Source organism: Methylobacterium sp. E-016, assembly GCF_022829745.1.
Classification (GTDB): domain Bacteria; phylum Pseudomonadota; class Alphaproteobacteria; order Rhizobiales; family Beijerinckiaceae; genus Methylobacterium.
Genome location: NZ_JAKSYF010000127.1, coordinates 1 through 18787, shown reverse-complemented (window position 1 = coordinate 18787; position 18787 = coordinate 1). Strand labels below are relative to the sequence as shown.

General features: G+C 72.8%; 16 protein-coding genes and 1 pseudogene. 11 read left to right on the top strand and 6 right to left on the bottom strand.

Annotation, left to right across the window (positions count from 1 at the left end; translation table 11 throughout):
• Positions 1 to 10 precede the first annotated feature (10 nt).
• The 6 genes from MKK68_RS16865 to MKK68_RS16840 all read left to right on the top strand — a co-directional run bounded on the left by MKK68_RS16865 (position 11) and on the right by MKK68_RS16840 (position 7192).
• The gene (locus MKK68_RS16865; protein ID WP_147729013.1) at positions 11 to 898 is read left to right on the top strand and encodes a cation diffusion facilitator family transporter; all 888 of its coding nucleotides are present in this window, start codon (positions 11 to 13) and stop codon (positions 896 to 898) included.
• Positions 899 to 1331: 433 nt separating this feature from the next.
• A complete protein-coding gene (locus MKK68_RS16860) occupies positions 1332 to 2381 on the top strand; it encodes a polysaccharide biosynthesis/export family protein (RefSeq protein ID WP_244031637.1) in 1050 nt (349 codons plus the stop codon).
• Positions 2378 to 3958 carry a lipopolysaccharide biosynthesis protein gene (locus MKK68_RS16855; RefSeq protein WP_244031635.1) on the top strand — a complete coding sequence of 527 codons (1581 nt, stop codon included), beginning with the start codon at positions 2378 to 2380 and terminating at the stop codon, positions 3956 to 3958. Before MKK68_RS16860 ends, MKK68_RS16855 begins: the two co-directional genes overlap by 4 nt.
• Positions 3955 to 4605: a CpsD/CapB family tyrosine-protein kinase gene (locus MKK68_RS16850; protein WP_244031633.1), complete on the top strand. Its 651-nt coding sequence runs from the start codon at positions 3955 to 3957 to the stop codon at positions 4603 to 4605. Before MKK68_RS16855 ends, MKK68_RS16850 begins: the two co-directional genes overlap by 4 nt.
• Positions 4602 to 6254 carry an O-antigen ligase family protein gene (locus MKK68_RS16845; RefSeq protein ID WP_244031631.1) on the top strand — a complete coding sequence of 551 codons (1653 nt, stop codon included), beginning with the start codon at positions 4602 to 4604 and terminating at the stop codon, positions 6252 to 6254. The genes MKK68_RS16850 and MKK68_RS16845 overlap by 4 nt, the downstream gene beginning before the upstream one ends.
• The gene (locus MKK68_RS16840; protein WP_244031629.1) at positions 6251 to 7192 is read left to right on the top strand and encodes a glycosyltransferase family 2 protein; all 942 of its coding nucleotides are present in this window, start codon (positions 6251 to 6253) and stop codon (positions 7190 to 7192) included. Before MKK68_RS16845 ends, MKK68_RS16840 begins: the two co-directional genes overlap by 4 nt.
• A 4-nt stretch (positions 7193 to 7196) precedes the next feature.
• Here the strand turns inward: MKK68_RS16840 and MKK68_RS16835 are convergent, their stop codons facing one another.
• Entirely contained in the window at positions 7197 to 7979 is a 783-nt protein-coding gene (locus tag MKK68_RS16835) for a class I SAM-dependent methyltransferase (RefSeq protein ID WP_244031627.1), read from the bottom strand.
• Positions 7980 to 8003: 24 nt separating this feature from the next.
• Between MKK68_RS16835 and MKK68_RS16830 the strand changes: the two genes are divergently transcribed.
• Positions 8004 to 9203: a DUF1972 domain-containing protein gene (locus MKK68_RS16830; RefSeq protein ID WP_243936038.1), complete on the top strand. Its 1200-nt coding sequence runs from the start codon at positions 8004 to 8006 to the stop codon at positions 9201 to 9203.
• Positions 9204 to 9265: 62 nt separating this feature from the next.
• On the opposite strand, the gene MKK68_RS16825 is transcribed toward MKK68_RS16830, so the two are convergent.
• Together MKK68_RS16825 and MKK68_RS16820 are read right to left on the bottom strand one after the other, a co-directional pair.
• Positions 9266 to 9919 carry a serine O-acetyltransferase gene (locus MKK68_RS16825; RefSeq protein ID WP_243949436.1) on the bottom strand — a complete coding sequence of 218 codons (654 nt, stop codon included), beginning with the start codon at positions 9917 to 9919 and terminating at the stop codon, positions 9266 to 9268.
• The gene (locus MKK68_RS16820; protein WP_243936041.1) at positions 9916 to 10521 is read right to left on the bottom strand and encodes a serine acetyltransferase; all 606 of its coding nucleotides are present in this window, start codon (positions 10519 to 10521) and stop codon (positions 9916 to 9918) included. Before MKK68_RS16820 ends, MKK68_RS16825 begins: the two co-directional genes overlap by 4 nt.
• A 175-nt stretch (positions 10522 to 10696) precedes the next feature.
• Here MKK68_RS16820 and MKK68_RS16815 point away from each other — a divergent pair, with 175 nt between their 5' ends.
• The 4 genes from MKK68_RS16815 to MKK68_RS16800 are packed head-to-tail and all read left to right on the top strand — an operon-like array spanning position 10697 to position 15564.
• Positions 10697 to 12088: a lipopolysaccharide biosynthesis protein gene (locus MKK68_RS16815; RefSeq protein WP_244031625.1), complete on the top strand. Its 1392-nt coding sequence runs from the start codon at positions 10697 to 10699 to the stop codon at positions 12086 to 12088.
• Positions 12085 to 13053 carry a glycosyltransferase family 2 protein gene (locus MKK68_RS16810; protein ID WP_147859764.1) on the top strand — a complete coding sequence of 323 codons (969 nt, stop codon included), beginning with the start codon at positions 12085 to 12087 and terminating at the stop codon, positions 13051 to 13053. Before MKK68_RS16815 ends, MKK68_RS16810 begins: the two co-directional genes overlap by 4 nt.
• Complete coding sequence (locus MKK68_RS16805) at positions 13050 to 14432, top strand: nitrous oxide reductase family maturation protein NosD (protein ID WP_244031624.1); 1383 nt, start codon at positions 13050 to 13052, stop codon at positions 14430 to 14432. The genes MKK68_RS16810 and MKK68_RS16805 overlap by 4 nt, the downstream gene beginning before the upstream one ends.
• A gap of 1 nt (position 14433) precedes the next feature.
• Entirely contained in the window at positions 14434 to 15564 is a 1131-nt protein-coding gene (locus MKK68_RS16800) for a glycosyltransferase family 4 protein (RefSeq protein WP_244031622.1), read from the top strand.
• 103 nt (positions 15565 to 15667) lie between these two features.
• Here MKK68_RS16800 and MKK68_RS16795 read toward each other — a convergent pair whose 3' ends face one another.
• The 3 genes and pseudogenes from MKK68_RS16795 to MKK68_RS16785 all read right to left on the bottom strand — a co-directional run.
• On the bottom strand, positions 15668 to 16618 hold the full coding sequence (locus tag MKK68_RS16795; RefSeq protein ID WP_244031620.1) for a hypothetical protein: 951 nt from the start codon (positions 16616 to 16618) through the stop codon (positions 15668 to 15670).
• Positions 16619 to 16757: 139 nt separating this feature from the next.
• The gene (locus MKK68_RS16790) at positions 16758 to 18047 is read right to left on the bottom strand and encodes a 2-hydroxycarboxylate transporter family protein (protein ID WP_244031618.1); all 1290 of its coding nucleotides are present in this window, start codon (positions 18045 to 18047) and stop codon (positions 16758 to 16760) included.
• 500 nt (positions 18048 to 18547) lie between these two features.
• A pseudogene (locus MKK68_RS16785) lies at positions 18548 to 18787 on the bottom strand (porin); the annotation flags it as partial.

Genomic DNA, 18787 nt, shown 5'->3' with positions numbered 1-18787 from the left:
CGGACCCGTCATGAGCCGCACCCAGAAAGCCGCCCTCGCCAGTGCCGTCGTCGGCCTGGTGGTCACGGGGCTGAAGTTCCTCGCCTACTGGCTCACCGGCAGCCTCGCGCTGTACTCGGATGCGCTCGAGAGCATCATCAACGTGGTCGCGGCGCTCAGCGCGTTCGTGGCCCTGCGCGTCGCCGGCCTGCCGGCCGACGACGACCACCCCTACGGCCACCACAAGGCGGAGTTCTTCTCAGCGGTGATCGAGGGGGCGCTGATCATCGTCGCGTCGCTGCTGATCCTGCGCGAGGCGTATTACGGCATCCTGGCCCCGAAGCCCGTCGACGCCCCCGCCCTGGGGCTGGCCATCAACGCCGGCGCCACGGTGATCAACGCGGTGTGGGCGTGGGCGCTGCTGCGCTGGGGCAAGGCCTGGCGCTCGCCGGCGCTGGTCGCCGACGGCCGCCACGTGCTCGCCGACGTGTTTACCTCGGGCGGCGTGCTCGTCGGCGTCGGCCTGGTGCTGGCGACCGGCATCCCCGTGCTCGATCCGGTCGTCGCCGGCCTGGTGGCCCTGAACATCCTGTGGTCCGGCTGGAAGATGGTCCGCGAATCCGTCGACGGGCTGATGGACCGGGCGGCGCCGGGCGAGATGGTCGGGCAGATCCGCGCGCTGATCTCGCTGCACGGCGAGGGCGCGCTGGAGGCGCACGACGTGCGGACGCGCTACGCGGGCCAAGCGACCTTCATCGACTTCCACCTCGTGGTGCCCGGCGAGATGAGCGTGCGCGAGGCGCACGAGATCTGCGACCGGCTCGAGGACGCGCTCGAGACCACGATCCCCGGCGCCGTGGTGGTGATCCACGTGGAGCCGTCCGAGCACGCGAAGTTCCGCGGCGTGCCGGTGCTCTGACCGAGTCTCCTGGCACCAATTCCCCTGGCACCAAGTCCCCTGGCACCAAGTCCCCTGGCACCGTGTCCCCCGGCACCGAGTCCCCTGACAGCAGCTCCCCTGGCAGGATCTCGTGGGCCGGGCTTCCGGGTTCGGAACCCACCGGGACCCGGGGCCCGGGGCGTCTGCGCACTCTGCCACGCCCGCGAATGAATGCAACTTACGGTCGGATCGGACCCAGGGGTTTCAAAGTTCGTTAACCAGGTTCTCAGATTGTACCGAGTGCCGCGATACGTTCAGGAGTTGTTATCGAACGGGGCGCGGCCGAGCATGGTGCGGCTGAAGGCCTATGATGGTGTGTGCTTCTCCTGTCGATCGAGATGCTGGCCGGCGCGGCCGGACGGCGGGCCGCCTCGCGGTCGCCCTCGCCTGTGCGGCCGCCCTGTCGGGTTGCATGGCGACCCGGGCGCGGGAGGCCTCCCACCCTGCGATCCGTGACGTCGCCCAGACGGGATCGATCCCGGAGGTGCCGCCGGCGGTCGTCGCCGCGGCGCAGGAGGAGGTCGGGCGCACCATGCGCCTCGGGCTGATGAACTACCGCCTCAACGTCGGCGACAACCTCGAGATCTCGCTGCTGATCGATTCCAGCGTGGTGCAGCCGACCTACCGGCTGAACCCGAACGATGAGTTCGACGTCGATTTCCGGACCCACCCGGAATACAACCGTACGGTTGTAGTCCGGCCGGACGGGCGGATCTCGCTTCCGGGCAAGAACGGCATCATGGTCGCCGGGCTGTCGCCCGAGCGCGCCGCCACCCTGATCCGCGAGACCTACGACGACGTCCTGATCAACCCGGTCGTCACGGTCCTGCTGCGCAAGTTCCGCACGCCGATCGACGACTTCCGCGACCTGACCCAGCGGTCCGACATCGGCCGCGTCAAGCTGATGGCGATCGAGCCGGACGGCAAGATCAACCTGCCGATGGTGCCGCCGGTCCAGGCGGCCGGCCGCACCGTCAACGAGGTCTCGGCCGCGCTCGCCGCCGCCTACCGGCATCACCTCGCCTCGGTCAGCCCGAGCGTGCGGCTGGCGTCGCTGGTGCCGGCCAACACCATGGTGTTCGGCGAGGTCCGGGTGCCCGGCCCGGTCACGCTGTCGGGCGCCCGGACGCTGGCCCAGGTGCTCGGCACCGCCGGCGGCATCCTGCCGACCGCCGCGGGCGACGCGGTGCGGATCATCCGCTTCGACAGCGGTGCGCAAGGAGGCGCGCAAGGGGCGGTGCAGGTCGTCGACATCGGCGTGCCGGGCCTGGCCGACTCGATCGTCGTGCCGCCGAACGCCACGGTCTACGTGCCGCCCTCGGTGCTGGCCAAGACCGCGCGCGCGGTCGACCTCGTGGTCCGCCAGATCCTGCTCTTCAACGGCACCGGCTTCGGGGTGAACTACATCACCGGCCCCGCCGCCACGACCTCCACCAGCACCACGGCGAGGGCCGCCCTATGAGCGCGACCGAGACCGCCCTCGAGCCGCGCAGGTTCGACCGACCCGGCTTCGACCTGCGCGACGGGCTCGGAGCCCTGTTCCGCCATGCCCGCCCGGCGCTGCTGATCCTGGCGGCGGCGCTGGTCGGCGCCGGGATCTACCTGCTGCTGACCCCGACCGAGTACACGGCCGACGCCAAGCTCATCATCCGCCTCGGCCGCGAGAAGGCGGCTGCGCCGATCGGCGGCGGCACCAACCAGAACTACATGTTCTCCGAGCGCGCGCAGAACGTGAACAACGAGATCGAGATCCTGCGCGACCCGAGCATCGTGCGCGGCGAGTTCGAGGCGCTGAAGGCGATCACGCCGGTGGGCGACCTCGGCCCGCCGCCCGAGGATTGGGGCGCGTGGCTCGTCTACCAGGGCCGCCAGCTCGTCCGCGTCGCCAAGGGGGTCAAGACCTGGGTCGTCGACACCGCCCGCATCCCCTTCGAGGCGATCGGCCTGCTGCGTCATCTCAGCCCGGACGAGAAGCTGTACGAGGCCTACCTCGCCTCGTTCAAGGTCGTGTTCGTCAAGGAGACGGACGTGATCGTCACCGGCTTCACCTGGACCGACCCGAACTTCGCCGCAGCCGCCCTCAACCGCCTGCTCGACGCCTACAAGCGCCGCCACGTCGAGGTCTACGCCGACGAGACGCCGGCCTCGTTCTACGCGGGCAAGCTGGAACGCGCCCGCGCCGAGCTCGCCGCGATCGACCAGCAGCTCGGCAAGTACCTCAAGGGCGCCAACACCGCGAGCTTCGCGATCGAGCAGCAGAACGACCTCGGCACGCTCGCCGACCTCGCCCGCCAGAAGTCGGCGGCGCAGATCGAGCGCGAGGGCGTCGAGACCCGGCTGAAGCGCACCAAGGAATCGGGGCCCGACCGCTGGCAGCCGACGCCGCCGGACGCCGACCCGACGGTCGCCGCCTTCGATCAGCGCTTCGCCGAGCTGCGCACCCGGCGCTCGGAGCTCGCGACGCGGTTCCGCCCCGCCGCGCCGGAATTCGCGAGCCTCGACCGCGACCTCACCGAGCTCGCCCGCCAGAAGTACCGGGCCCTGATCAGCGCCGACACCACCCGGCTGGCGGTGCTCGCCGAGAAGATCGCGGCGATCTCCAACATCGAGGCGTCGCGGCGGCAGGCGGCGATCGGCCAGAGCGACGCCTCGCTCGCCTTCGGCCGGCTCGGCCAGCAGAAGAGCCTGCTCACCGACGAGATCACCCAGACCCAGCGCCGCATCGACGAGCTGAAGACCGGCACCGGCCTCGATTCGCAGTCGGTCACCTCCTCCTCGCTTGTCGCCCGCGCGGTGCCGCCGCGGCTGCCGAGCGGGCCGAACCGCCTGCTGATCCTCGGGCTCGCGGCCGGCCTCGGCCTCGTCGCGGCCCTCGCCTACGTCGCGCTCGCCGAGATCCTCGCCCAGACCTACCGCAGCGCGTCGGACGTGGCGCGCTCCCTCCGGGTGCCGGTGCTCGCCGCCCTCCCCTTGCGGAACGAGGGCCGCGCCGAGCCGCAGCGGACCCGTGCCCCCGGCCTCCGCGGAGCCCACGCATGATCGCCGCCGCGTTCCACGATCCCGCCGTGCCGGACCGCCTCGACCTGGAGCCGGCCCTGGTCCAGCTCAACCGCCGCGAGGGGCCGCCGCTCCGCCGCATCGGCGTCACCGCGGTGCAGGCCGGCGACGGCGTCACCTCGCTCGCTCGCCAGCTCGCCGGGCTCTATGCCCGCCGCGACCTCGACGTGGTGCTGATCGAGGCGAACTGGGCCAAGCCCGCGCTGGCCGCCGCCTACGGCCTCTCGGGCAAGCCGGGCTTCGCCGACATCGTGCTCGGCGCCGTCGCGCCGCTCGACGGCGTCCACGCGGTCGCCGACGGCTTCCACGTCGTCCCCGCCGGCACCCCGGCCTCGATCCGCGAGGCCGGACTCGACGACGCCCGGGTCGAGGCCTTCCTCGGCCTGGTCGACCAGCGCTACCACCTCGCGATCCTCGATTGCGCGCCGATCGGGCAGATCGGCGACACCGCGGCCCTGAGCCCCCTCGTCGACGGCTTCGTTGTCGTCGTCGGGGCCGAGCGGACCCGGCGGGTCGTGGCCGAGCAGGCGATGCGCGACCTCGACGCGGCCGGCGGGACCGCGCTCGGCGTCGTCCTCAACCGGACCCGGCGGCCGATCCCCGACTGGCTCTACCGGCGGCTCGGATGAGGGCCGCGCTCCGCACCCTCCCCCCGCTGGCGATCGGCGCCGGCGCCGCCGCGATGGCCGTGTCGCTGGCGAGCGTGCCGCTGAAGTTCGCCGTCGTCGGGCTCGTCGCGCCGCTGGGCGCGCTCGGCGCCCTGATCCTGGGCCAGCGCGTCCGGCTGACGCCGTTCCTGCTCGTCGCCTTCGCGGTCGGATTGACGGTCAAGCTCGACGTCAGCATGTTCCAGCACTTCGAGGCGGTCGGCCAGTACCTGCCGAGCATCGGCGGCGGCGCCGGGCTCACCGTCAGCGTCGCCTTCCTCGTGGCGCTGACGCTTATCGCCTTCAAGCTCGTCGGCATCGGCGAGGCGCGCCCGCAGCGCCTGTCGCTCGATCCGCCCCTGGTGCTGACGCAGGCCGCCTTCATGGCGGCAGGCGTGCTCTCGCTCGCGAACGCGGGCGACCCCGCCTACCTGTGGTTCGACGAGTGGCGCTTCCTCACGCTGCTCGTCGTCTCGGTTTCGATCGCCAACTTGAGCCCCCGCGACGTCCGCACCCTGGCGCTGGCGATCTGCGTCCTCTGCCTGGTGCAGACGGCGGCGGCGGCGGTGCAGTACGTCACCGGCTCGGAGCTCGGCCTCGGCGTGCTCGGCGAGGAGCAGATCGTCGAGGAGAACATCAACTTCCAGGCCCAGCGCCGCGCCGCCGGCTTCAAGGTCCACCCCAACATCCTCGGCTACTATTACGAGGTGGTCTGGCCGCTCGCGCTGGCGCTGGCGCTGTCCCGCGGCCCGACCTGGCTGCGCCTCGTCGGCGCGGCCGGCGCGCTCTCGGCGCTGGGCGGCGTGGTGCTGACCCTGTCGCGGGCCTCGTGGCTGACCTACCCGCTCTCGGCGACGCTCGTCGTGCTGCTGGTCTACCGCGACCGGCTGCTCACGCGGGCGAGCCTGATCGTCGCCGGCCTCCTCCTCCTCGTGGGCGTGATCGCCGCGATCGTCGTCGGGCCGATGATCTGGGAGCGCCTGTTTGCCGACGACGGCGGCTCGGCGGCGCAGCGCGGCCCGCTCAACGCGGCGGCGCTGGCGCTGTTCGCGCAGTTCCCGATCCTCGGGGTCGGCTTGAACAACTTCGGCAACATGTTCGCGACCCTCGACCAGACCGGCCTGTCGCGGCTCGCCGGGTTGTTCGACCGCTCCAACCACGTCGTCCACAACCTGCACATCCTCGTCCTCACCGAGGTCGGCGTCGTCGGGTACGCCGCCTTCGCCCTGGTCTTCGGGATCGGGCTGTGGCGGGGCTTTTCCGCGATCCGGCGCGCGCCGGTCGGCGATCCGCTCGCCGCGATCGCCGGCGCCTCGGCGATCGGGCTGCTCGCCCACCTCCTCCACGGCCTCGTCGACCCGGGCTTCCGCCTCAACCTCGGCATCGCCGAGCTGCTCTACACCGCGCTCGGGATGATCGCCGCGGTGGCGGCGGCGCAGCGCGCCCCCCGCCCTGCCGACCTGAGCGCGGGTCCCCTCTCCCATGGGGAGAGGGACAGGGTGAGGGGCGTGACTTTTCCGGACGACGCACGCCCCTCACCCCAGCCCTCTCCCCCTGGGAGAGGGAGCCGCGTGATGTCGCGCGGTATCCGATCCGAGCGTCCCGAACGACGAAGCGCGAGCCTGCGATGACCCCCGCCCTCAGCGTCCTCATCGTCACCTACAAGTCGGGCGCCGACATCGACACCTGCCTCGCCCTGCTGGCGGCGAGCCGGATCGACCGCGCCTACGAGGTGATCGTCGTCGACAACGCCTCGGGCGACGGAACCGCCGAGCGGATCGCGGCCGACTGGCCCGGGATCCGGGTGATGGCGGAGACCGAGAATCACGGCTTCGCCGGCGCCAACGCGCTGGCCTATGCGGCGTCGCGGGGCGCGGCGATCCTGCTGCTCAACCCGGACGCGTACCTGCGCGATCCGGACGCGGTCTCGGCGGCGCTGGCGCATCTCGACGCCCACCGCCAGGTCGGCGCCGTCGGCCTGCGCCTCGTCTTCGAGGACGGACGCCATCAGGTCGGCGATGCCGGGTTCGAGCCGCGGCCGCTCACCGTCGCCGTGCATGCGGCCGGGCTGTCGGGGCGGTTCGGCCTGCGCGGGGTCTACCTCGCGGGCGGTCAGGCGCGGGCGCCGGGGCCGGTCTCCGTCGACTGGCTCTGCGGCGCCTTCCTGATGCTGCGGCGCGAGGCGGTCGAGGCGATCGGCGGCCTGTCGAGCCCGCTGTTCCTCTACGGCGAGGACGTCGACTGGGGCTGCCGGCTGCGCGACGCCGGATGGCGGGTCGACTACCTGCCGGGCCGCAGCGTGGTCCACCTCCAGGGCGGCTCGGGCAGCAACCGCTCCGCCCGCTGGCTCGACGGGCTCGCCGGCGTCTACGCCCTGCGCAACGGCGGCCGGCGGCTGTCGTCGCCGGCCTTCTTCGCGGTGCCGCTCTGGCTCGGGTTCACGGCGCGCGCCGCCGCCTACGGGCTGCTCGGCCGCCTGCGGCGGCGGCCGGACCTCCTGAGCAAGAGCCGCGACATGAAGCGTTTCGCGGCTCACCTTGCCAATACAGTCGAGACCAGATCGCGCTGATCGCTCAGCGCTTCCTGATGAAGACCATGTGGTAGCCCTTGAGCGGACCCGGCGTGAGCCGGAACAGCAGTTCCCAGAACTTACCCAGGACGATGTTCTCGCCATGATAGAACGGTTGCCCATCGAACGCGTAGGTGAAGTGCTCGAACCGGTCAGTTGGGAAAAGCCGCTTCCGCGCCGCTTCCGTGTTCATCGTGTAGAGCGGCACGAAGGAGTCGATCTCGACGCGGCGTGGCTCGACCATGCGCAGCACGCGGGCGTGCAGGCGCTTGGGGATCAGGCGGGCGCCGATCCCGACATAGCCCCAGCGGTTGGGCGTCCAGGCGCAGAGCCAGCCGCCGGGCGCGAGGATGCGGCCGAGCTCCTCCGCCGTCCGCTCGGGCGTCTCGATGTGCTCCAGCACCGAGAAGGCGGAGATCAGGTCGAAGCTGGCATCCGGGAAGGGCAGCAGCCCGTCGTGGCCGACGAGCTCGACGGCGTCCGCCGTCTCGTTTCCGAGAACCGCCTCGTCGACGTCGCAGGCGGTGACGTGGGCGCAGCGCCCGCGGAAGTCCCCGAGCTGGCGGCGCAGTGGAACCGGGTCATGGCTCCACTTGCCGCGTCCGGCGCCGAACTCCATGACCCGCATGTCGGGGCGCAGCAGCGCGTTGACGCGGACGATGTACTCCATCCGGTGGTCCTGCCGGGAGTAGCCCCCGGCCCCCATCTCGCGGAACAGCCGCTCCTCGACGGTGACCGGCTCGCGGCGGGGTATCGCGTCCTGGCGCAGAAGGGTGTCGTGGCCCATGGTTCGTCCTCCTCAAGCGATGGGATGGTGGGGACGCGCCGCGCGCGGGCGTCCGATGGCGACCGGCGCGCCGACGCGGCGCGGCCGGCGGTGGCGATCCTCGGCACGCGGGGCGTCCCCGCGGCGCATGGCGGCTTCGAGACGCTGGCCGAGCGCCTTGCGCTGGAACTGGTCGCGCGCGGCTGGCGGGTCGAGGTCTATTGCCAGGTCGACCGGCCGACCGCGCCCTCGACCTGGCGCGGCATCGACCTGATCCCGGTCCAGGCCGCGGGCGACGGCCCGCTCGCCACGATCCTGTTCGACTGGAAATGCACCGTGCGGGCGGCGTTCCGTCCGGCCCTGCCCCTGGTGCTCGGCTACAACACCGCCGCGTTCTCCCTGCTCTACCGGCTGACCGGGAAGCGCAGCGTGATGAACATGGACGGGATCGAGTGGCGCCGCGACCGCTGGTCGAAACCCGCCAAGGTCTGGTTCTGGCTGAACGAGCATTGCGGCAGCCTGTTCTCGACGCATCTCGTCGCCGACCACCCCGAGATCGCCCGCCACCTCGCCCGCGTCAGCCCGAAGCGCCGCATCACCACCATCGCCTACGGGGCGGACCCGGTCGCCGATGCGCCGGTCGCCGCGCTCGATGCGCTCGGGATCGAGCCGCAGCGCTACGGCCTGGCCATCGCCCGCATCGTGCCCGAGAACCTCGTGCTGCAGGTGGTCCGCGCCTGGAGCGAGGTCAGCCCAGGCCTGCCCCTGGTGGTGCTCGGCAAGCTCTCGGAGACCGATGCCTACCACCGCGCGGTGCGCGCGGCCGCCGGGCCGGACGTGATCCTCGCCGGCGCGATCTACGAGGCGGACCGCGTCGCGGCGCTGCGCCGGCACGCCCGCTTCCACATCCACGGGCACACGGTCGGCGGCACCAACCCGTCGCTGGTCGAGGCGCTCGGCGCCGGCTCGCCGGTGCTGGCCCACGACAACGTCTTCAACCGGTGGGTGGCGGGTCCCGATGCCGCCTATTTCGGCGACGAGACCGAGCTGCGCCATGGCATCGTGCGGCTCGCCCGCGCGCCGGCCGGGCACCTCGCGGCGATGTCGTCCGGCTCGCGGGCACGCCACGCCGAGGCGTTTGCCTGGGACGGCATCTTCGACGCCTACGAGCGCGTGCTGCGGGCGCAGCTCCCCGCCGCCCGCACGCGCCGCCGGAGCGCGGCCCGCGTCGAGGTCGCGGGCTGACGCGCCCCGCCGGCCCGCCGCCGGACGGTGCCGGGCCGCGTGATCGCGAACGTGGGCGCGGCTCATGCGGCGCTCCTGTCCTGGGCGATCGCGGAATCCTGCACGATCCCGGGATCCCGGCCGAGCGTGGAGACGCTGGTCTGGCGCAGGCGCTGCATCGAGACGGTCCCGGCCGGGATGTCCCGCAGGGTGGCGACGCCGACGCCGACCATCGCCGCATCGCCGATCGTCACCGCGCCCATGACCAGGGCGTGCGCGCCGACCACGACCCCGTCGCCGAGGTGCGGCGCGTCCGGCGGGAACGGCGCGGCGGCCAGCACCGGCCGGTCCGGCGCGACCACCACCGCCGGCAGGATCACAAGGTCGCGTCCCGCCGTGCCGCAGAAGGCGATCCGTGCCGGGTGCGGCACGAACAGCCCGGGGCCGATCCGCGATCCGGGATGGAAGGACGCGCCGGTGAGGCGCACCGACAGCCCGGCGACGGCGGCGGCCGTCCGCCGCCACCCGCGCCGGTGCAGCAGGTGGGCGACGCGGTGGAACACGGCGCACTGCATCGCCGGCAGCAGCACCATCATCGCCGCGCGGGAGCGCGACATCGGCCTGCCGCCGCTGATCTGGCGCACGATCCGCTCGAGGTCGGCGGCGAGCAACCTGCGCAGGACCGCCGGGCGGGCGTGGTCGAGGACCGATTCGGAGGGCGTCCGGTCGTCGCTCACGACACGGCGCTCCGTCCCGGCAGCGCGCGCCAGTCGGTCGGTGCCAGGTCGGTGTCGGCGTCGAGATCCTTGAGCACGAGGCAGCGCGGCCCGACCCGGGACCGGTCGCCGATCAGCACCGCGCCCAGCACGATCGAGGCCGGCTCGAGGACCACGTCGTCGCCGAGGCGCGGCAGCCCCGGGCCGCCGCCGACGTCGCGGTCCGGGGTCTTGTAGAGGCCGCCGATCGAGGCCTGGAAGCCGAAGGCGGCGTCGCGGCCGACGGCGCCCGCGATGATCGTGCCGTAGGGATGGGGCAGGAACATCCCGCCGGCGATCCGGGTCGAGGGCGGGATGTCCGAGCCCGTCAGCCAGCCGTTGACGATCCAGAGCAGCCAAGCCGCCATCCGCCAGCCGTTCTCGTGGGCGTAGCGCGACATCCGGTAGAGCCAGATCGCCTGGTAGCCGCGGCGCAGGCGCACCGGGCCGGGGATGCGGCGCGCCCAGTGCGCCCGGTCGGCGCGCAGCGCCGCGCGGGTCTCCGCCCAGGAGATCGCTGTGCCTGCGGCGGTCTCGGTCCCCGCGAGATCCCGGGCCGCGAGCATGTCGGCTGGCTTAGGCATGTCACTCTCTTTACGGTTGTATAATACTTATAAGCGCAACCATAAGGCGATTTTCGAGGTATGCGTCGTCTGGGTCGTGCTATCCTACAATCATAGGTAGCATTTTTCCGGCGAAAATCACCGAAAGATGCGTATGGTGGTGAATCGAACCGATACGGGCCGGGACCGAAGGGGGATGCGCTACGGCATCAACCTGGTCGGTCAGGCGGCCGGCCGCGGCATCTACCTGCTCGCGGGTTTCGCGGCCTTCGTGATGGTCGCGAAGGGGGCGGGGCCTGAGGTGCTCGGCCATTACGGCATCGCGCTCGCCGCCCTGGCGATCGCCCTGATCGCCGCCGATTTCGGCACGACGCTGACCTTCGCCGCCCGCATCGGCGCCTGCGCGCCGGAGGCGCGGGCCGACGCGCTCGCGGGCGTGCTCTCCGCCCGCCTCATCCTCGGCGCGGGGACGGGCCTCGCGCTGCTCGGCGCCTTGCCGCTGCTCCCGCCACCGACGCGGCCCGCGCTGGCGCTGGCGGCGCTCGCCATGCCGCTCGTCGCCGTCCGCTTCCTCGACGCGCTGTTCCAGGTCTGCGGCCGGCCCGGCTGGTCGGCCTATCCCTCGCTCGCCAACGCCGCCGTCCTGGTCGTCGGGACCGCGCTGGCGCTCGCCCTCGACGCGCCGGAGGCGGTGCTGCCCCTCGTCGCGGTGGCGGCCGGGGCGGCCTACGGCGCCCTCGGCCTCGTCCTCGCCGGGCGCCTCGTGCCGCTGCGGGCCGCCTCGCCGCGGATCGGCCTCGCCACGATCCGGCAGGCCGCCGGCGTCGGCATCTCCAACGCGCTGGGCACGCTCAATGCCCGCATCGGCCTGCTCGCGCTCGCCGCCTTGGCCGGCGCGGCCGAGGTCGGGCTGTTCACCGCCGGCTACCGCTTCTTCGAGCTCGGCGTCGCCGTCGCGATCACGCTCGCCGCGCCCCTGGTGCCGGTGTTCGGGCGCGCCGTCGGCTCCGGCACCTTGCTGGCGCAGGCCCGTCTCGCGCTGCGTCTCGTGCTCGCCGCCGCCGGTCCCGGCGTGGTCGCGGCCTGGGTGCTCGCCGACCCGCTGGTCCGCCTGCTGTTTGGGCCGGACTACGCCGCCAGCGTGCCGGTCCTGCGCATCGCCGCGCTGATGGCCGCCGCGATGATCGCGGCGACGATCCTGTTCTCCGCCCTGATCGCCCTCGGCCGCACCGGCTTCGCGGTCTGGTTCAGCGCCACCGGCTGCGCGGTGAACGCGATCCTCTGCCTCGTGCTCGTGCCGCGGGCAGGCGCCACGGGTGCCGCGCTCGCGGCCCTGGCCGCCGAAATCGCGATGCTCGCAGTGGTTGTATCCGTGTTCCACCGGTCCGTCGGGGCGCCGCTCGTGCCCCGCGACCTGCCGGCGATCCTCGCTCCGCCCCTCGCCATGGCGGCCTGCGTCTTCGCGAGCCCGGCCGCGCTCGCTCCCGTCGCCCTGCCGGCCGGCGCGATCCTCGCCCTCGCCGGCGCCCTGTGGCTGCGCCCGCGCAATTCTCTCTCCAGCCTCTCAAGCCCGGAAGCCTCGTCATGACGCCGGATACGCCCCCGCCCTCCGAGACCCCGATCCTGTCGGTGATCATCCCGACCTACGGCCGCGCCGAGACCCTGCGGCTGACGCTGGCCGCCTTCGATCGCCAGGAGACCGAGGCCGCCTTCGAGATCGTGGTCTGCGACGACGGCTCGGTCGACGGCACCGGCGCGGTGATCAGCCGGGCGGTCGCGACCGCGCGGCGGCCGGTGGTGCACCTGCGCCAGGAGAATGCGGGGGCGAACGCCGCCCGCAACCGGGCGATCGAGGCCGCCCGCGGCACGCGCCTGCTCATCGTCAACGACGACACCATCCCCAGCCCGAACCTCGTCGCGGCGCACCTGGCGGCCCATGCCCGGCGCGGCGGGCGCGAGACGGCGATCCTCGGGCGGATGACGATCGACCCGGCCCTGCCGTTCTCGCCGTTCGCGGCGCTCCATCACGACGCCTCCTACGATGCGCTCGCCGGCAGGGTCGAGCTCGGCTGGGACGCGTTCCTGACCTGCAACGTCAGCGTCGACGCCGGCTTCCTGCGCGAGGCCGGCGGCTTCGACCAGCAGTTGACCTGGCACGAGGACATCGAGCTCGGCGAGCGGCTGGCGCGGCGCGGGATGCGCCTGTTCTACGAGCCGAAGGCGCTGGCCTACCACCACCACTTCCTCGACGAGGCGGCCTACCTGCGCATCGCCGAGCGCGAGGGCGCGGCCCTAGTGCTGTGGTACCGCAAGCGCCCCGACCTCGCCCCCGACCTCGCCCGCCTCGGGCTCGTCGGCCCAGAGCCCTTCGGCCGCGCCCGCCGCCACGCGCTGGCCGACCTCGTGATGCCGGAGGTCGCCCTGCCCGGCTGGCGGGCCGCCGCGCGCTCGCTCACCCGCCTCAGCCCGGCCGCAGGCCGCACGGTGTGGCGCCGGCTGTTCCAGCGCCGCAAGCGCCTCGCCATCGCCCGCGCCTTCGCGGAGGCCGCGTGACGAACCGCATCCGGGCGGCGGTTCTGGTCGCGCTCCTGCCGATGCTGGTGGCGGCCACCGCCTGCCAGCCGGCGGAGCCGCCGAGCCTGCAGCGCATCCTCGTCGATCCGGCGGGCTCGACCATGCCCGGTTACCGGACGGTCGCGGCGCTGTCCGCGGTGCCGTTCGCGAGCCTCGCGGCGGGCAGCGCGGTGCTGGTCAAGGGCGGCCGCTTCGACGGCGTCGTGGTCGTCGCGGCCCGCGGCACCGCCGAGGCGCCGGTGACGCTCGCCGCGGTGCCCGGCACCGAGCCGGTGCTGTCGAACTCGGTGGTGTTCGAGAACGCCGCCCACGTCGCGGTGTCCGGGCTGACCGTGCGGGGGGCCGTGAATTCCGGGTTCATCCTGCGCCGGGGGAGCCACCACGTCACGGTGCGGGATTCGGCCGTCGACGCCTCGGGCCTCGGCATCTGGATCGGCGACGGCTCCGGGGCCGGGCATCGCATCCTCGGCAACCGGCTCACCGGCAACAAGACCCATGGCATCGCGGTCGACGTGATCAACGCGCCCGCCGACGACCCGACGATCATCGCGGGCAACACGGTCTCCGGCAGCGGCATCCACGGGATGGAGATCAACGGCTCCGGCTACGTCGTCGAGGGCAACCGCGTCCACGACAACGGCGTCGGCATGTCGGGCACCTCGGGCATCCACGTCTACGCCAAGGATGCCGCCCAGGACGCGGGCGACCGCAACACCATCCGCTACAACGTCGTCACCGGGCAGCGCGAGACCACGGGGCAGGACGGCAACGGCATCCAGGTCGACCAGTGGTGCGACGACAACCTCGTCGCCTTCAACGTCGCGACCGGCAACGACGGCGCCGGCATCAACCTGTTCGACGCCGGCCGGAACCGCGTCGAGAACAACACCGTCGTCGGCAACATGGCCGATTCCGGCGGCCGGCACGCCTACAAGGGCGAGATCGTGCTGGCCAGCGACTACACCAAGCAGGTCGGCCGCACCGTCGACAACCGCGTCCTGAACAACATCGTGGTGGCGACGCGGGCGAACGTCGCCGCCATCGCCGTCGAGGCCACGAGCACGGGCCGCGGCAACGCCATCGGCCCGAACCTGCTGCGGCACGCCGCCGGCGGCCGGCTCTACGCCTACGGCGCCACCCGCACCGACGACGGCACGTCGCTGCCGCTGGGATCGCGCGCGCCGGACCTCACCGAGGCGCCGGCCTTCGCCGACATCGCAAAACCCTTCGCGAACGGCTTCGCGCTGACCCGCGCGCTCGCGCGCCCCGGCATCCCGCTCGGCGCGACGCGGGACCTGCCCGGCCGCCCCTACGCCCCCAACGAGGCCCCGTCCTTCGGCGCCTATCGGAGCCCCTGACATGACACTCCGGATCGGAATCGACGCCCACGTCCTCGTCGGCAAGATGCAGGGCAGCCGCACTTGGCTCGTCAACGTGGTCGGCCGCGCCGTGGCGCGCCACCCGGACGCGACCTACGTGATCTACTCCGACGACCCGGGGCGCGCCGCGACGATGATCTCCGGCCCCAACGTCGAGCACGTCCGGCTGCCGCGGGTTCCGCGGGCCGTGCGGCTCCTGGCGGTCTGGCCCTGGTTCGTCCACCGCGACCGGATCGACGCGCTGGTGACCACCTACATCGCCCCGCCCCTGGTGCCGGGCGGGCGGCAGGTCGTCGTGGTGCACGACATCCTGTTCGAGACCCATCCGTCGTTCTTCTCCTTCGGGATGCGCTGGCGCACCCGCCTGCTGACGCGGCTCGGCGCCAAGCGCGCCCGCCTCGTCGTGACGATCTCGCGCTACAGCCGCGATTCGATCGCGCGGACCTACCGGATCGACCCGGCCCGGATCGCCGAGGTCCGGTGCGGGACGAGCCCGCCCCGCACCGGCGCGATCACCCGCTCGCCGATCCGCGACGGGCGCCCCTACCTGATGATGGTCGGGCGCCTGGAGCCGCGGAAGAACCTCGCGCTGACGCTCGACGCCTTCGCGCGGCTTCCCACAGGGGCTGCGCGCCTCGTGGTGGTCGGCAAGCCCGACGGCGAGCGCCCGGAGACGCTGGCGCGGCTCTCGTCGATGGCCGACGTCGTGCACGTGGCCGGGATCGACGACCGCGGCCTCGGCGACCTCTACGCCAATGCCTCCGCCCTGGTGTTCCCGAGCGCCGGCGAGGGCTGGGGCATCCCGGTGCTGGAGAGCCTCGCGCTCGGCACGCCGGTGATCGCCTCCAACGTCACCGCCATCCCCGAATCGGGCGGCGACGCGGCGAGCTACTTCGACCTCGACGCGCCCGACCGGGTCGAGCGTCTCGCCGCGCTGATGCAGGCGGCGGTCGAGGGCCGGCTGCCCTTCGACCCGGCCCGCGCCCGCGCGCACGTCGCCCGCCACGACTGGGACGGCCCGGCCGCCGCCTTCGTCGACGCGATGCGGCGTGCCTTCCCGGCCCGCGATGCGGCAGCGGAGGCGTTGCGCGCCCTGGTCAAGTCGCACTGAACGCCTCGATCGGATCCGGGCGTCGCAGGCGCGAAACCCGGATCCGCGGTTTCGGAAGGGATCGGCTCCGTGCGGGCTCCGGCGCCGTCGGCCGGAACCCCGGTCACCCGCGGTGGAACGTCCAGCCGAACTCCGACAGCAGCAGGCGTGCGGCGGCCGCATCGTCGGAAAAGCGCAGGCGCCCGCGGCCGGCCGCGACCAGGGCGGGGTCGCGCTCCGGTGCGACGCCGCGGTCCGTCGCCGCGCCGGCGCGCTCCAGGGCGATCGCCAGGGCCGCGCGCGGAAACGTGCCGTCCGGATCGATCGGCGTGCGGGCGGCGGCACGCAGCAGGGCCGGCGCGTCCGCCGCGACCTCCGGCCCGACGAGGGCGCGGGCGGCCGTGCGCAGATGCGGCAGACCGATGCCGTCGTCGCCCGCGGTGCCGACGGCCGTCCAGGCCTCGGCCACGAGGCGGTCGGCGAGGCCCGGCAGGCCACGACAGAGCGTCGCCGCCGTGCTTCGGCCGATCTTCGAGATCACGGCCGCGTGCCGCTCGACCGCCGCGTCCACCGCGGCGGCGGTCTCCGATTCGGCAAGCAGCGGGACCGCGACCGATCGTGCCCCGGGCATGGCCTGCGGCGCACCCGCGATCAGCAAGCCGAATTGCGGCAGCTCGGCCGCGAGATGCGCGAGGGCGCGCAGGAAGCCCGGCTCCGAGACCGCGCCGACATCGGTCAGGACGATGGATACGGTTCCGGAAACATCTCCGCCATCAAGGCCTTCGGCGAGGATCTCCGTCAGGCGCGCGAAGGTGGTCTCGGGCAGGCAGCGCAGGCCGAGCACCCGCGTCTGGTGCGCCAGCTTGTCGGCCACGGCGGCCGCGATCGCCGTGCTGCCGCTGCCGGCCGGCCCCGACAGGCAGATTGGCCCCCGCGCTTCGGCGACCAGGACCCGGATCCGCCAGACCAGCGCGTCGCGGCCGACGAGGCCGGACGACCGGACGGCCTCGCCGCCGCGCGGGCGGATCGCGCCGGAGCGGCTGGGCGGGAAGGGATCTCGGGCTGTCGCGAGCATCGTGGAGCGTTCCGATTCGGGCCGCCCTTGGCGGTCCCGAAGCAGAGTGTCGGCAGAGGGTGAAGGCTGACTTAACCCAGGGTTGTAACGACTGCGGGAAATGCCCCAGGCGTGCGGTGTCCCGCGGTGCCGGGCCGGGTCAGGCCGGCATCCCGGTCAGCCATCTCAGCGCGACCAGGGTGCCGGTCACGGTGAGCGCGCCGCCGATCCGGGTGGCGATCTGGGCGAACGGCATCAGTGCCATGCGGTTGGCGGCCGTGAGGATCGCCACGTCGCCGGTCCCGCCCTGCCCCGAATGGCAGGCGTTCACGATCGCGGTCTCGATCGGGTACATCCCGAGCAGGCGCCCGACGACGAATCCGGTGCCCATCAGCGTGGTGACGGTGGCGACGATGGTGATCAGGTTGGTGATCGTGAACGCCGCCATCAGCTTGTCCCAGGGCGTCAGCGCGACGCCGATGGCGAAGAGCAGCGGATAGGTCATGCCGGTCTGCACGAACTTGTAGACCACGAAGCCGCCGGCCTGGAGGTGGGGCGAGACCGCGCTCGAGAGCTTGGCCAGCACCGCGAGGAACAGCATCGCCACGGGGGCGGGCAGGCCGGTGAGGTGGTGGGCCATCACGCCGAAGAGGTAGAGGGTGATCGCGGTGAGGCCGGCGGCGGCGATGGTTGAGACGTCGACCTGCCCGGAATTTGCCTCGGCCTTCGCGGCGGCGTCGCCGGGGGGCGTCGCATCGTGGTCGGGCTGGAGCTTTCCCTCTCCGGTCAGGTGGGGATAGCGCTTGCCGACGAAGTTCAGGGTGCCGGCGAGGATGATCGCCGTGAGGCTGCCGAGCATCACCGGGGGCAGCACCTGGGCGAACACGTCGCCCTGCGGCTGGCCGAGGATCCGGGCGTAGCCGATCGAGAGCGGGATCGCGCCCTCGCCGACGCCGCCGGCCATGATCGGCACCACGATGTAGAAGAAGGTGTGGCGGACGCCGAGGCCCAGCATCGTCCCGACGAGTGTGCCGACCGCGCCGGCCACCAGCGAGCCCACCGCAAGCGGCACGAAGATCTTGAGGAAGCCCTTGATCAGCACGTCCCGGTCCATCCCCAGGATGGAGCCGACGATGATTGCCGCGATGTAGATGTAGAGGAAGTTGGTGAACTTGGTGAAGTCGACGATCGCCTTCTCGACCTGCGGCGGGATCAACTTGCAGTAGACTAGGGCCGAGGGCACGAAGGTCGCGAAGATCGCCCCCGCGCCGATGTTGCGCAGGATCGGAAGGCGCTTGCCGATCTCGGCGCAGGTGAAGCCGCCGAGCACCAGCACGGCGATCATCGTCGGCCCGTCGGGTCGGATCTCGCCCTCGGAGGTCAGGATCGCCAGGAGCACCGCGACGATCGCGTAGATCGGCAGCGGGATGATGCCGATCCGGGTGTCCACCAGGCGCCACCAGCCGAGCGGCCAGAACCGGCGCGTCGGGTCCGAGCCCGGAACGGGCCGATCCGCGAGGGGCGGAGAGAGGGGGGCTCGTCACGGGGCGTCCTTCCGAAGATCCGGCCTCTCCGCGGGCCGGCCCGTTCTTGCCGACGGGGTGGTCGTGTCCCGGTCGGTCACGTCGTCGCGACCGACCTGGCCCGGAACTCGTCGAGGCCCGGGCGCCCGCCCGCAGGAGCCTGGATCCGCCGGGACTTCGACGGATTCGGGCTGCGCCGGCACCGTCATCTCATCCCGAAGCCTCCAGGAACGTCAATGGCCCGCGGACGGGCCGGCTGAGAGACCGCGCCGGCTGTCTCCATCCATGACCCGCGGCCGGCCGGGCATGAAAAAAGGCCCGGCGTTGCCGCCGGGCCTCGAAGGATGGATCTCGGGTCTGCAGATGCCCGTCCGTGCGGGTCTCGTCGAAACCCGCGCGGAGCCGACGCCCGATCCGGCGCGTCGCCTCAGAAGTCGCGCTGGACGCGAACCTTGGCCTGGAAGACGTCGTCGCTGGTCGCGGTGCGAACGGCGCCGCCGGCGTTGATCGCGGCGATGCGCGAGTAGGCGGTCGGATCCTTGTCGGTGTCGATCACGCGGCCGTTCTTGACGCCGATCTGGGTGTAGAGGCCTTCCACACCGATATCGAGGTCCTTCACCGGCGACCAGATCAGGCTCGCGCCGGCGACGAACTGGTAGGTGTCGCG

What these genes read in the sequence shown, in the direction of transcription:
- MKK68_RS16865 (WP_147729013.1), top strand. Translation starts at nt 11, where the DNA reads ATGAGCCGCACCCAGAAAGCCGCCCTCGCCAGTGCCGTCGTCGGCCTG.
- MKK68_RS16860 (WP_244031637.1), top strand. Translation starts at nt 1,332, where the DNA reads ATGGCGACCCGGGCGCGGGAGGCCTCCCACCCTGCGATCCGTGACGTC.
- MKK68_RS16855 (WP_244031635.1), top strand. Translation starts at nt 2,378, where the DNA reads ATGAGCGCGACCGAGACCGCCCTCGAGCCGCGCAGGTTCGACCGACCC.
- MKK68_RS16850 (WP_244031633.1), top strand. Translation starts at nt 3,955, where the DNA reads ATGATCGCCGCCGCGTTCCACGATCCCGCCGTGCCGGACCGCCTCGAC.
- MKK68_RS16845 (WP_244031631.1), top strand. Translation starts at nt 4,602, where the DNA reads ATGAGGGCCGCGCTCCGCACCCTCCCCCCGCTGGCGATCGGCGCCGGC.
- MKK68_RS16840 (WP_244031629.1), top strand. Translation starts at nt 6,251, where the DNA reads ATGACCCCCGCCCTCAGCGTCCTCATCGTCACCTACAAGTCGGGCGCC.
- MKK68_RS16835 (WP_244031627.1), bottom strand. Translation starts at nt 7,979, where the DNA reads ATGGGCCACGACACCCTTCTGCGCCAGGACGCGATACCCCGCCGCGAG.
- MKK68_RS16830 (WP_243936038.1), top strand. Translation starts at nt 8,004, where the DNA reads ATGGTGGGGACGCGCCGCGCGCGGGCGTCCGATGGCGACCGGCGCGCC.
- MKK68_RS16820 (WP_243936041.1), bottom strand. Translation starts at nt 10,521, where the DNA reads ATGCCTAAGCCAGCCGACATGCTCGCGGCCCGGGATCTCGCGGGGACC.
- MKK68_RS16815 (WP_244031625.1), top strand. Translation starts at nt 10,697, where the DNA reads ATGCGCTACGGCATCAACCTGGTCGGTCAGGCGGCCGGCCGCGGCATC.
- MKK68_RS16810 (WP_147859764.1), top strand. Translation starts at nt 12,085, where the DNA reads ATGACGCCGGATACGCCCCCGCCCTCCGAGACCCCGATCCTGTCGGTG.
- MKK68_RS16800 (WP_244031622.1), top strand. Translation starts at nt 14,434, where the DNA reads ATGACACTCCGGATCGGAATCGACGCCCACGTCCTCGTCGGCAAGATG.
- MKK68_RS16795 (WP_244031620.1), bottom strand. Translation starts at nt 16,618, where the DNA reads ATGCTCGCGACAGCCCGAGATCCCTTCCCGCCCAGCCGCTCCGGCGCG.